Here is a 14,252-nt window from a genome sequence, read left to right on the forward strand (position 1 = left end):
TGGGACACCAGGGAGATTTCTAAGGGTATCTACATATATACAGGTGGAGGAGATGGATGGATGAGTACGCAAGCGCATGTGCAAGAGCAATATAAGCTGTGGTTGAACGACCCGGCCATTGATCAGGCAACGAAGGAGGAGCTCGAGGCTATCTCCGGGGACGAGAAGGAAGTTGAGGATAGGTTCTACCGGGATCTTGAGTTCGGTACAGGCGGACTGCGGGGAGTTATCGGTGCAGGTACAAACCGGATGAACGCCTATACGATCGCAAGGGCGACGCAGGGGCTGGCTCAATTTCTGTTGAAGTCCGGTACGGAGTCACCTTCGGTTGCCATTGCCTATGATTCGCGTAACCAATCTCCTGAATTTGCCTTGGAGACGGCAAAGGTACTGGCCGGGAACGGCATTAAAGCCTATGTGTTCGAATCGCTGCGGACGACACCGGAGCTGTCGTTTGCCGTACGCTTCCTTCAGGCATCCGCGGGCGTCGTGATCACGGCGAGCCACAATCCTCCTGAATATAACGGGTATAAAGTATATGGCCATGACGGCGGTCAGCTCGTGCCGGATCAGGCCGAGCAGGTCATTGCCGAGATTCGCGGCGTGCAGTCGTTCGCAGACGTCCGCCGCCTGTCCCGGAGTGAAGCAGAGAGCCAGCGTCTGCTAGAGTGGATCGGCGACTCGGTTGACGCCGCCTACATCCAAGCCGTGACCTCGGTAAGCCGGAACGCGGATCTGGTATCGCGGCTGGGCGACAGCTTCCGCATCGTATTTACGCCGCTGCACGGAGCGGGCAACCTGTCCGTACAGGCCGCGCTTGCGACGATCGGCTTCGAGCATGTGCATGTCGTGCCGGAGCAAGAGCAGCCGGATGCGAACTTCTCCACGGTCAAGTCGCCGAATCCGGAGGAGCGCGAGGCGTTCACGCTGGCCATCCAGCAGGCCAAGGAGATCGACGCCGATATTATTATCGGCACAGACCCGGACTGCGACCGGATGGGCGCTGTGGTCAAGGACCCGCAGGGCGAATATTTCGTGCTGACGGGCAACCAATCAGGCGCGATTATGGTTGATTATTTGCTTCGCAGTCTCAAGGAGCAGGGCGAGCTGCCGGATAACGGTGTGGTCGTCAAGACGATCGTAACCAGTGAGCTGGGTGCCGTAATTGCTGAGAGCTATGGAGCCCAAGTCGTCAATACGCTAACCGGCTTCAAATATATCGGCGAGAAAATGACCCAGTACGAACATACGGGCGAAGCGAAGTTCCTGTTCGGCTATGAAGAGAGCTACGGCTATCTGGCCGGCACCTACGCACGGGATAAGGATGCGGTGATTGCCTCTATGCTGATCTCTGAGGCTGCCGCTTATTATAAGAGCAAGGGCAAGACGCTGTATGACGTCCTCCAGGAGCTATACGCCCAGTATGGCTACTTCTTGGAGAAGCTGGAGTCCCGGACGCTCAAGGGCAAGGATGGAGTAGAGAAGATTCAGTCGATTATGCAGGACTGGCGCTTGCAGCCCCCAGCGGAGCTGAACGGGCTGAAGGTCCTAAAGGTTGAAGATTTTTCGGAGGGCTTATACGGACTGCCGTCAGAAAACGTGCTGAAGTATACGCTGGAGGATGATTCCTGGTTCTGCTTGCGCCCTTCGGGGACGGAGCCGAAGATTAAAGTTTACTTCGCTGTACGAGGCGAAACGGGCGAAGCGGCAGCCGCTTCGATCTCGGGCCTTGTGCAGAACGTGATGTCCCGTGTGGATCAATTTCAGTAGACAGTGGGAGCTGACAGCGTGAAGGAAAGGTATGCAAGGTGGAACAAATTGGCGATTAAAGGATTGTGGTGGCTGGTCATCCTCGGGATGCTGGCCTCCCTTCCTGTGGCGTACGAGCGGCACCAGACTGAACAGAATTCCGGGCGGAAGGTTGATGTGGTCTTTGATTATCGAGATCTGCTGGAGATCTCGGATTCGCAGCCGGATCCTCGCAGCTTCATCGATCAGCAGCTGAAGCTACTCAAGCAGCATGGCGTGCGTTCGTTGTCCGTCTATGAGGCTACCTTGAACGAGCTGAAGCTGAGCCGGCGCATCGAGGTGTTCTCCTCTCACGAGGCGACGGCATTGACGCAGACTCCGATTTCGCCCAACGAGAATTTTACCTATATCTTGTTGACGGAGAAAGAGTCGGAGCAGCGTGTCCGGGAGATGATCGAGAAGAGCTTCGGCCAGCTGAATGTTCAGGTCCGTCCCTGGAGCTACAAGAACCAGCCGGGCTTGATCATACAGATGGGGCTGGAAGAATCATTGATGCAGACGTTGGACCCGGATTTCCTCACCATGCAGAAGCTTAAAGAACAAGGGTTCTCGCTGGTCGTTCGTTTGTCCAACCGCCGGCCTTTCCAAACGAATCCGATGGACAAGCTGTTAGGCGATCTCCAGAGACTTGGCGTCAAATGGATTATCGTCGACGGCGATTCGGTCCCGGGCTTTGTCAGCGCCGAAGATACCGTGAATTTGGATAAAATGGGTGAGATGCTGCGCGAGCATCAGATCGGTCTCGCAGCTATCGAGATGCAAAAAACGCCGCAAAAGGGCTTTAACGGCCTGGCGAAACGCATCCACCATCAAGTCGTCAGACTTCATTCCTTCACAGAGTCCGACTCGACAAAGCTGACGGAAAGTCTGACCGAGGAAGAACTGAACGGACGTATCCAGGGCGTAGCCGACCGGCTCGTGCTGGCGGTGAAAGACCGCAACATCCGGATGCTGTTCCTCAATGCTCGGGCCGTCAAGAGCGCCGACAAGGGCAAGATCGTTAACCCGCTCGACGCTATGTATCAAGCGCTGGACGGACCGGATGGAGCGCTGCCGCGCATCGAGAAGGCCGGGTATACGTTCGGGACGGCGCAAAGCTTCCAATTAGTTCACTCCGGCTGGCAAACAGTCGCCAAGCTGCTGCTTTGGATCGGCGCCGTCGCTCTCATCGCGCTGATGGTCTCCTACTTTGCGGCTGAGCTGACACTTGTGGTCTTCTTGCTAGGCATGCTGGGCTCGGCGGGATTGTTCGTCTTAAGCTCCAGCATATTCTCGCAAGCATTGGCGCTTGGAGCTGGAACCAGCGCATCCTCATTGGCCATCATGTTCGCTCTGCGGGCGGCCAAACGGAAGCGTGAGAATCCGACAGGCTCCCGTATCGGGTTTAGCGTGCTGCTCCTGGTCCGGACGTCACTCATATCCGTTATCGGCATCTTGTTTATCGTGGGGCTGCTGAATCAGATCACGTATGCGCTTGTGCTGGAGCAGTTCCGCGGCGTAAGCATCCTGCATCTGGCCCCGATCGTGATCGCCGGGCTGTACTGGCTGCTGTTCCTGGAGCCGATCAGTCATAGGGAGCGGTTGCTTCGTACACGTGAGCTGCTGTCTAAGCATATCAGTATTCTCTGGGTCATCACGGCTGCAGTGATTGCCGCAGCAGGCTTCTACTATTTATCAAGAACGGGTAATGAAGGGACGACGACGGGCGTTGAGCGTTACTTCCGCTCCTTCCTGGAGAATACACTGGGGGTTAGACCGCGGATTAAAGAGTTTTTATTCGCTCACCCTTTATTTATTCTCGGAGCGTACTTGAGCTTTAAGTATAGAAACGCTTTGATTCTTATTCTGATCGGAGTTATCGGACAGGCATCTGTCGTTGATACGTTTGCCCATCTGCACACACCGCTCGTCATTTCCTCCATCCGGATTGTATACGGGCTCGCGTTCGGCACCTTAATCGGGTTCGCACTGATCGCCGTTTGGGAGATTATCGTGAGGAGTTGGCGTCGTTGGGTATCCCGCATCAACGCATCGTAATTTCAGGCTATTACGGCTTTAACAACAGTGGCGATGAAGCGGTGCTTCAATCAATATTATTCGCTTTGCACGAACAGGGGGAGCGTCAGGGGATTCGATTCACCCCTGTCGTGCTCTCCATCAACCCCGAATGGACTACCCGGACCTACGGGGTCGAGGCTGTCCACCGGATGAGACCCAAGGAAGTATGGAGAGCCCTGCAGCAGGCGGATGGACTGATCAGTGGCGGCGGCAGCCTGCTGCAGGATGAGACCAGCGCCAAGACCATTCCTTACTACATCGCTGTCATTCGGATGGCCCAGTGGCTGAAGAAACCGGTATTTATCTATTCGCAGGGGATTGGCCCGGTTCATCGCAAGCTGTTCTATGGGATGATACGCTCCGCCTTCCGGCGTTGCGAGGAAATCATGGTTCGCGATGAAGAATCCAGAGCTCTACTGCTGCGCATGGGGCTAAGCGAGCAGAAGGTACAGGTCGTGCCCGATCCGGTGATGGGCATGCCGCTGCGTGAGGGTGTTACAATCAGGCCTGCGCAGGACGAGTCCCCTGTTATCGGTGTGTCCGTGCGATGGTGGAACGAAGACCGCTCGGAGCTGAAGGCGGTTGCCGAGGCGCTGCGGCAGGTGTTGGAGCAGACTTCGGCTACGGTGCGGTTCCTGCCCTTCCACCTTCCGTCGGATGAACAGGCTTCCCTGTATGTCCAAGAGCAGTTGGGGGAACGTTATAAAGCGAGAACGACTATCGTCCAGAACGTTACTCATCCCCAAGACATGCTTGCGGAAGTGGCTTCCTGTCAAGTGTTGCTCGGTATGAGATTACATGCACTGATCTATGCGGCTGGCCAATATGTCCCGATGGCCGGACTGTCCTATGATCCGAAGATCGATCAGTTCTTGAATCGTCTGGATATGAAGGCGGCTACGAGTACCGTGCATCCGAATGCAGAGGCGATAGCGACCGAGCTGTTGGATCGGCTGAATCAGCGTGAGAAGTGGCTGGAAGCTAAGCAGAGTTCAATTGCCAAGCTCCAACAGGAAGCGCAGCTTCCGGCCGAGCGAATTGCCGGCTTTTTTGCCCGCAAGCTGCGTTGAGTTCCAGACCGTCTAAATGCCATTGCAATGATTAATGACTAAACTTGTGAATATGTCCGGATGATTCCAGAAACTCTTCGTTGAAAATTGGCGTGAGAAGAAGCAATTCGCCGTGAAAGCGATACGTGAGAAGGAAAATGTCCAAAAACCTTGAAAAACTATGAAAACCACCTGAAAACCGCCCAAATTCATCGAAAATGCGTATGGAGTTTAACGGATTGCGCGCGTATAATTTGAAGTGTTTGGGGGTTTCATAGACAAAAGGGGTTGTGAACACGCATATGAATTGGTTATACGTGATCGGATTCGCTGCAGCTTTGATGATCGCATTGTTAATGACACCACTGGTCAAGCGTTTTGCCTTCTGGGTCGGAGCTGTCGATGCGCCGAATCACCGCAAGGTACATAGTCGGATTATGCCTCGTCTAGGCGGACTGGCTATTTTTGTAGCTTTCGTGGCTTCCTATTTTGTAGTTTCTCCGGCGATGGGTTCGCTGAAATCCGATGTTATCTTCGGGCTTCTGGTGGGCGGCGCGATTGTCGTGCTTATCGGGGCGTTAGATGACCGTTTTGATTTATCCCCGAAAATTAAATTGCTTGGGCAAGTTTTAGCTGCGAGTGTGGTTGTGTATTCAGGCGTAGTCATCGATCTGGTCAATGTGCCGTTCGGCGATCAAGTCATTTCTCTGGAATGGCTGGCGGTGCCGCTGACGATCTTCTGGATTGTAGGCGTTACGAATGCAATTAATCTGATCGATGGATTAGACGGGTTATCGGCAGGCGTTTCTGGCATTGCGACTACGACCATTTTGATCCTGGCCCTTATGATGGGCAACGTCACCGTTGTCCTGCTGTGTACGCTGCTGCTCGGAAGTATCGGAGGCTTTTTATTCTATAACTTCCATCCAGCCAAAATTTTTATGGGTGATTCAGGGGCCTTATTCCTCGGGTTTACCCTGGCGACCTTATCTGTTCTTGGATTCAAGCAAGCGACGGTTGTCTCTTTGCTCGTGCCTATCATGATTCTCGGTGTTCCTTTATCCGATACATTCTTCGCGATCTTGCGCCGCTGGGTCAACAATCTGCCAATCTCGGTTGCGGATAAAAGTCATTTGCATCACTGCCTGCTTCAGCTTGGCTTTAGTCATCGTACGACCGTATTGATCATTTACGGCATTGCAGCAGTTTTCGGATCTTCGGCGGTACTTCTGTCTTATATGTCCCAGCAGGAAACGCTGTGGGGGACGGTGCTGCTTGTAGTTATTTTGTTGTGCGTTCTCGTCCTTGGAGCTGAAGCGATCGGCATTATCAGCAAGACGAAAAAACCAGTTCTGCGCTTTCTTAACAAGATAGGATTGAAAGCCAATCTGCTGAATGCCAAGTCCAGAAACAACTAAAACATCATGATCCCATAGATTCAGCCCGAGCCTCCGCGGCTCGGGTTTTTATGTGCTTGTAAATTATATGAAATACTAAAAAAAATGAGGTTTCCAGCCGATAACAAAAGTACATCAACTTTTTTTCCGGTCGTCGTATCCGAGCGATGTGGAGTAAGAGTCTGGAGGGAGGCCTTTCGGTATTCTACATAGGGATTCGTTCGTCATGAAGAACGAACGGCGGATGATGCGACGCTTCATAGTGTAAGTCCATTCAAAATTTATGATACCCGGCAAGGAGGAGTAGAACTTGAAACGCCAAGCAACCCGCATAACTTCCGCATTGCTTATCTTTGCAATGCTGCTTACGTTATGGACACCACTGCCAGCCAATGCGGCGACTGCGGTTACGATTTCCATCTCGAACCTGAACAATGTATCGGCGCCTGCAGCAGGCGATGGCAACAAGCCGTCTTCGAGCCAAACAGTCGATACCTTTACTACCAATCCGGTCACGATCACGGCAAACTTCTCAGGCATTCCGGACAATCAGGTGCAAGGGATTTATCTTCGGATTACCAATACGACCACGCTGAAGGTGACCGAAGATAAAGCGAACAAGCCCGTCCAGAATGGCAACGAAGTGACGTTTAACAACGTGCTGTTGACCCAGGGCTTGAACAAAATTGAATTGAAGCACGATGCCTTCGGCTATACCTCGGTTCCCGGCTGGGCCAATTTTTCGGCTGCTATGTCCATTAGCGATCTCGCTTTGAACGGCCAGCCCTTGATCGAGAACTCCACCTTGAAGAAGGCAGGGAGCCTGCAGTCCATTACAGGTACCGCGGCCAATGCCGACGAGATTACCTTGTATCTGAACGGCGAAGCTTACTATCCGGCAAGCTTTGCGCGCAATAAGTTTACGTTTTATTTCAATACAGGCCGCGTTAGCGATATGAAGATCAGGCCGGGCAACAATGAGCTTACCTTCGTGGCGAAGCAGGGCAATAATACGTATTCGCTAAAACGTAAGTTCATTTATGACAACGGCGAGGCGTACCCCTATGATATAGCTATATCAGGCATGACCATGTCAGACTGGAAGCCTATCTACAATCGGCCAACCATTGAAACGGAAGATATTACAGATGTTTCTGTAAATATGAAGCTGAGAACCATCTCCTCTTCCGTTTATGAATATGAGCATGCATATATATCCTTAGCAGGGACGGAAAGTAAGTATAAGGTTCGATACAACTTTGCGACCAAAGACTTCACTGTCCTGTCCAGCCCGGATGCCCCGCCTCCTAGTAAAGGTCAACCACGCGAAAACAAGCGGATCGATCCAGTGCTTGAATCAGGCGACTTTGCAACCCATAATATTCAAGTGGATCTGCCTATTGCTACGGGAAGCCAGCTGCAAATTTTGAAGATTCAATATGAAGATACGGACTTTCGCTTAAACCCGATTGAAGAGCTGTACTACTTCGACTTCGTGGATAAAAACAAACCTTATATCGACGGGGATGTTCAGTTGGTTGTCGATGAAGCCAATAATCGTACGGTTGCGTTGAATAAACCTAATGGCACGACACAAATCAACCGGTTCCCATCGAAGCTGCGGGTGCTGACCCAAAATGCAGATAAGGTCATGGTCAAGATCAATGGGCAGCCTTATGACGACGGTCGGGACCCAGCAGTGCCAAATCCGGGCGGTTTGTACACGATGACTGCGACGACAGACTCAACGGGGAAAACCTTCGGTATGGCCGAAATCACACTGAAGGGGATTTCTGACGGGCAAGCCACCTTGGAAGTGATCCCTTACAGCAACGGCGATCCATGGCCGGCGTCGACAAAGACATACTACCTGCAGATCGCTTCTTCACCGCTGCTGATCTTGGACAACGTCTACAACGGCATGGTGATCACGAATAAAGACCTCTTGAGATGCGGCGCTGAGCATCCGTGTATTTCCGGGAGGCTCATGAACCGGGCAGGAGCTCCGGTGGAGGTCTTGCTGAATGGTATCAAGTTGACCCCAATCTTTATGAACGATAAGCAGGAAGTCGATTCGGCTGGGGAGTGGTTTAAGATTTCGGCCGATGACTTAAATAACAGTAAGGCCCTGATTGAGGACGGCAAGAAAATACTGACGTTTACAATTAAGGTAGGCACGCAAGAGGTTGTTTTTAAGTACGAGTTTTTCATTATTTCTGATAATGGCCCGTCTATTGTCATGTTTGATTTGGACTACAATACGACGGACCCTCGGTTTGTGAAAACTTCTACCGGATATACGACTACGGCTCCTCAGATCAACTTGGTAGCCCAAGTGGTCAAGGGAACGTCAAACCCGACCATTACGCTGAGCGTTCAACGCCCAGGCTCTTCGACGGAAAATCCGCTCTCGATGTCGGAGACGAATATTAGCGATACGCCGAGAACGGTACAGCTTCGTCTAGACAAGTATGAGTTCCCGGCAGGCGTATACGGCGAGTATATCTTCACCTTAAAGGTTAGAGCCAGCAACGGCTCCGAAATTCGCCAGCAGTTGCGTGTCAAGCGTGAACCGCAGCCGTATCGCATCATCGATCCACTGTCGGTGGGTTCGACTTTGCAGGATTTGGTACTCGTTAAAAATTCAGCCGGCAAGAGCCAATTGAACATCAATAAAAACTATATGACGCTGTTCATCTTCGCCGAAAATGCAACCGGGGTGCTTGTCGGCAAAGAAGAGGCTGTGTCGCAAAAGGCCTATCCGGGCTTATACCGCTATGATGTGAAAGATTTGAAGCCAGGCAACAATGAGATCAAGTTCACAATCGTTCGTGGAAATAATCAGCAGCCCGGCTCCATCGTGCTGAACAACACGAACACACCAATTGAAGGCCTTCAGTATAAGGCTAAAATGGCCAATTCCTTTAAGGTGTTCAGCGGAGATATCAGCCTGACGTTCCCTAAGGATACGAAGCTGATCCGCAATGACCGCGACCCTAAATTTATTACGACAGAACGCAGCCTGCTGTTTGGGATAGCAAGCACCGTCGACGGCCGCGTGGAGAAGAGCGAGACGCCAGCCTTTAAGGATTTCCTGGTGGAAAAAACGGGGAGATTCCGTCCAGCAAGCAAACGCTACTGGATCGATGCCGGAACGATCGAGGATATTTCCAGTGTAGATCCGGACCGTGAAAATTTAATGACCCAAGCGCTTGTCAAGGGCGGCGGACGTCTGCCTACGGAGAGATCGGATATTAACTCGTCGTTAGGACAGTTCCACAACCGCGATATTAAATATCTGGTCGTTCCTAGTAAGCCAGGGACGTTGACCTTGAAATTTGATTCCGTCATCCGTGATGAAGCATGGAGATATCTGAGCGTATTCCAGTACAACGTGTTCGAGAATCCGAACGGCGGAACTATGCCATCACGCCCTAATGGCGAGTGGAAGAACATCGGCGGAGTTGTTAACAACAAAGACAATACCATTACGGTCCCGATCGATTCTTTTGGCTACTTCCAAGTCATGTACATGGATAACGGGTTCGGAGATTTGGATACGGCCTCTAATAAGCACTGGGCCAAGCTATTTATCGAAGCCTTGTACTCCAAGGGTATTATGCGAAGCAAGGATACAGAGCCTAACCGCTTCCTGCCTGACGAGTATATAACCCGTGGTGAATTCGTGCAGATGCTCGTTAACATCTTCAATATTCCATTGGAGAATCCGGATACCCGCGTCGATACCAGCGATCGTACCTATAATGGTATGTTTATCGACGTGCCTCGAGGCAGTGATCTACGCAGCGGATTCGGGCTGTATGACTTCAAGCATATTGAGGCTGCCGCTCGTGCGGGTATTGTCCGCGGAACCGCAGGCAATATATTCGGACATGATCAGACGCTGACGAGATCGCAAGCGGCGCTGATGATCGCCCGTGCGGCTGATCTCAAAATGTTGGATGTAACGAAGGCCTCTCAGGCGCTGCAGAAGTCCTTCACCGATGGCGCTACGATCACCGATCCGGAGTTCATCCCGGCTATTGAGGCTGTGACGAAGGCCAAACTGATGGATGGTATTCCGAATGATCTGCTGGAAGGGCAGAAGAAAGAAACGGCACGTTTCGATGGCGGCTCTAATATTACAAGAGCGCAAGCAGCAGCTATTGCATATCGTGTGCTGCAGCAGCAAAAGCAATTCCCTAAATAACTATTAGTGGAGAAAAAGGCATCCGAAGCGGGCGATATGCCGTTTCAGATGCCTTTTTAATGTTGATATTAGGAATAGTTAATTCATGATCCAGATGCTATACAAAACGTATTGCATATGGAAAATACTTAGTAATGACGCTTTTGATATATCCGTTGTATACTAAGCTTCGTAAGCAAGCGGCACACGTCAAGGCAGGCCGGGCTTGCAATCATTTGCTCAGAAAAAAACAAAAAAAGTTTTTTCAAAGAGCGCAACTTTTGAAAGAGCCCTGCGTTTAATACATTGAAAACAGCAAAAGGTAAGGAAATTACAAACAAAGAGCAAGGTTTGGATAATATTCACAAAATACGCTCTTTACCTTTACTGGCAAGACAGTGTATAATGTTCAGTGGTATGCAAGTGTAAGTTTGTCCATCATTAGTGTTTACTAGTTTCTGCAATTTTATACGTTGCAGACTTAACTAAGCTACATTTTGCTCGCTCAACTCTGGGAAGGGGGTGAATCGGCTAATGAGGGAATCGGGCTATAGTTTGTCTAAAGAAAACTCACAACAACCGAAAGATATCCGAGGAGGAGAAAAAAAGGTTATGAAGAAAAGTTTATCCGCAATCCTGTCTTTGGCAATGGCATTCTCGATGTTTTCTTCCGTGGCATTCGGCGCTGACGATGCTGCTGCTGATGCTGCTAAGAAGAAATCGTCTGCTGACTTCGACGATCTGAAAGATCTGACTCCAGAACAAAAAGCAATTTTCGATCAATTGATCGGCGCTGAAGTATTCGACGGCGTAGGCGAAAAAACATTCGGTTTGAAAGACAAAATGAACCGTGCTCAATTCGCTAAAGTTGCAGCTTTGATCTTCAAACTGGATGTTGACAAATCAAAGAGCACTTCCAGCTTCTCCGATGTTAAAGCAGAAGATCCAGCTAACGGCTACGCTCTTCCTTACATCGAAGCTCTGAAAGCAGCTGGCCTGACTGATGGCTACGCTCCAGGTCAATACAACCCTGCTGGCGAAGTTACTAAGCAAGAACTCGCTACTTTCTTGATCCGTGGTCTTGGTTGGGAAGCAGACGCTAAAGCAAGCACTGGCGTAAGCGACAAAACCGTTTCTGACTGGGCTAAAGGCTATGTAGCTGTAGCTATCGAGAAGAAAATCCTGACTAGCGGTGCAGACGGTACGTTCGGCGGTACTTCCGCAGCTACTCGCGACATTCTCGTATTGGCTTCCTACGAAGCTGAAAAGCAATATGTACCACAAGGTAAAGTTAGCGTAACTGAAGCAAAAGCTTCTGGTTACAATCAAGTAACAGTATCTTTCAACAAACCAGTTGACACAGACAAAGCTAAATTCTCCTTGAAAAAGGGAACGCTTGACCTGGAAACAACTGCTAAGTTCTCCGATGATAAGAAATCCGCTGTCTTGACGCTTAAAGACGGTAAAATCAACGCTGGTTCTTACTCTGTTGCTGTAACTGGAGTGGATGCTATTGACAAGTCCACCGCAGAATTTACAGCTGAAGACGAAAAGCTCGTTAAACTGAGCTTCGTGAACCCAAGCGAAAAGATCGCTAAGTCCCCGAGCGTAACGGTTAAGGTTAAAGCTGAAAACCAATACGGCGAAAGTTCTTCGATCACAGGTGGTAGCTACACAGCTCTTGCTGGCGGCGAATCCGTTTCTGTTAAGCGTAATGAAGATACAGGCTTCCTTGAGTTGGAATTGAACACTTCCAAGAGAAGCAACGGTACTGAGTACACTAGTGAGCTTGACGTTGTTCCGATTAATATTTATCTGACCAACTCCAATATCTCCGCTCAAAAGACTTTGAAAGTCAGCACGGAGCCTATTGTTAGCAAAATTGAACTTGGAACTCCTAAGTATTCTACTGGTGGCACAACGTTGACTGGTGATGGTGAGTATGTTGAATTGCCAATCACTCGTTATGACCAATTTGGCGATATCTATAAAGATAACGACAAATTCGTTGGTAACTACCAAGGTTTGAGCGACCGTCTGAAAGCTGAAGTTACTCTTACTCCATGGAGCGACGAAGCCCTTACTTTCGACAAAGACTCGGCTAAGAAAGATAAGCTGAGAATCAACTTGTCGAAGAACATTGACAAAGCTGGCGACTACACAGCAACTGTTTATGTAAGTGGTGCTTCGGCTACTGCAACGCTCTCCGTTAAGTCTTCCAAGATTGCTACAAGCGTTGACTTCGGTACAGCAAAAGGCGTTCTTGCAGTAGGGGATAAAGATAAGTATATCCCAATCATTGCATATGATGCTGCTGGAAATAAGCTTTCTCCAGAGGATATCGTTGATAATGCTAAAAACAACCGCTTTACAATCAGCGTTTCCGGTGCGAACGTTCCTTCCGGCAACTTGAACGGCGGTAACAACGCAATCGTTCAAAGCGGTGAGCATAAAGGCGAAATTAAGCTGTCGGAAATTACTGCTGGTAAAGGCGGAGTTGTTTACATCAACCTCGGTATCTACACAGCTAATGTTCAAGTGAACAAATATCAACAATTGTCTGTTCAAGAAGCTCGTGTTGCTGAAACGGTTAAGGTTCAAGCTGGTTACGGCGAGCCTAAGCACAGAGCGGCCGGCGTAGGTGCAGAATCCAAAGTTAAGTGGGTTGTGTATGACCAACACGGCGAAGTTCTAGATCAACTTCCAGATGCTAACAAAGATAACTACCGAGTAGTAGTATCTGTAACTGATGCAACTTATGTTTCTGTTAACCGTGATGTAACTAAGGACGGCGCTACTAGCCGTACTATTAACGGGGCAGACTTCGAAAACGAATTTAACGGCAAAGAATTTGTTGTTAAAACTACAGGTGTTCCTGACGACAAAGCTTCTGGAGATGCTCTGAAACCTGTTCTGAAAGCTACTCTTCAAAAGAAAGTAGTTAATGCTAGCAACGTTGCAGAATGGACTAACGTTAAAACAGAAGAGAACGAAGTTAGAATTCTGAAGAAGAATGACAAACTGACTTACTCTGTTGGAGCCGTTAAAGATCTGTATGCTGCATTGGATAGCGGACAGACAAACAAATTTAAAGGTGATAGCGACAATGCGAACTACCCGACCGCAAAAGAATACGCGAACGGTCTGGGTAGAGGCCTTAGCGTTAACGCTAAAGATGCCTCTGGTAACGATGTTGCACTTCCGCCTCTTATTGTAGCTGTAAGTTCGCAAGACAATAATGTTGTTCATGCTGTATACAATAACGGGTTCAAGTGGAATTATGAGACGGATGCAATTGAAGCATCTGCTGGTGATAACAACAAAGCAAGAGTTGTAGGTAACAAGCCTGGTTCTACTACAGTTACTGTTTCCTACAAAACACTTGACGGTGACACCAAAGAATCTGTTGTTAACGTAGTAGTTAAGAATGATCAAGTTAAGGTTGCTTCCTTGAAGGCTCGCAACTCCAAAGTAAACACATCTGCAGGTGTTCAAAAGGCAGCAGCTCTTCAAGACTTGTTGGTTGTTGATAACTATGGTATCGAGTACGATGGTGACAAGATTAATGCCTTCAAGAACTTTACAGGTGTGATTTACTCTGTGAACTCTAGCGATATCGAAGGTAATGGCACTGTAACTGTAGACAACAACACTGGCAAGATCACGATTGGTGCAGGTGTAACGAAATTCATCCTGAGAGCTACTACAGGAACCTTCTCCGCTTCGACAACAGTAACTGTTAAATAATTG

Annotated in this window: 6 protein-coding genes; all 6 read left to right on the forward strand. The window is 49.6% G+C overall.

Translation table 11 applies throughout. From position 1 onward, the window contains the following. Positions 1-60 precede the first annotated feature (60 nt). Positions 61-1,770, forward strand: coding sequence for a phospho-sugar mutase (locus WMW72_RS27795; RefSeq protein ID WP_341418849.1), 1,710 nt, complete (start codon positions 61-63; stop codon positions 1,768-1,770). An 18-nt stretch (positions 1,771-1,788) separates the two neighbouring features. Further along, on the forward strand, positions 1,789-3,846 hold the full coding sequence (locus WMW72_RS27800) for a DUF5693 family protein (RefSeq protein ID WP_341418850.1): 2,058 nt from the start codon (positions 1,789-1,791) through the stop codon (positions 3,844-3,846). After that, positions 3,819-4,937, forward strand: a complete 1,119-nt coding sequence (csaB, locus tag WMW72_RS27805) for a polysaccharide pyruvyl transferase CsaB (protein WP_341418851.1) — start codon at positions 3,819-3,821, stop codon at positions 4,935-4,937. Before WMW72_RS27800 ends, csaB begins: the two co-directional genes overlap by 28 nt. A gap of 281 nt (positions 4,938-5,218) precedes the next feature. Then, positions 5,219-6,334 (forward strand): glycosyltransferase family 4 protein, encoded by a 1,116-nt coding sequence (locus tag WMW72_RS27810; RefSeq protein ID WP_341418852.1) that lies wholly within the window; start codon positions 5,219-5,221, stop codon positions 6,332-6,334. 289 nt (positions 6,335-6,623) lie between these two features. Further along, a complete protein-coding gene (locus WMW72_RS27815; protein ID WP_341418853.1) occupies positions 6,624-10,523 on the forward strand; it encodes an S-layer homology domain-containing protein in 3,900 nt (1,299 codons plus the stop codon). A gap of 513 nt (positions 10,524-11,036) precedes the next feature. Next, the gene (locus tag WMW72_RS27820) at positions 11,037-14,249 is read left to right on the forward strand and encodes an S-layer homology domain-containing protein (RefSeq protein ID WP_341418854.1); all 3,213 of its coding nucleotides are present in this window, start codon (positions 11,037-11,039) and stop codon (positions 14,247-14,249) included. The last annotated feature ends 3 nt before the right edge of the window (positions 14,250-14,252 follow it).

Source organism: Paenibacillus filicis, assembly GCF_038070315.1.
Lineage (GTDB): Bacteria > Bacillota > Bacilli > Paenibacillales > NBRC-103111 > Paenibacillus_G > Paenibacillus_G filicis.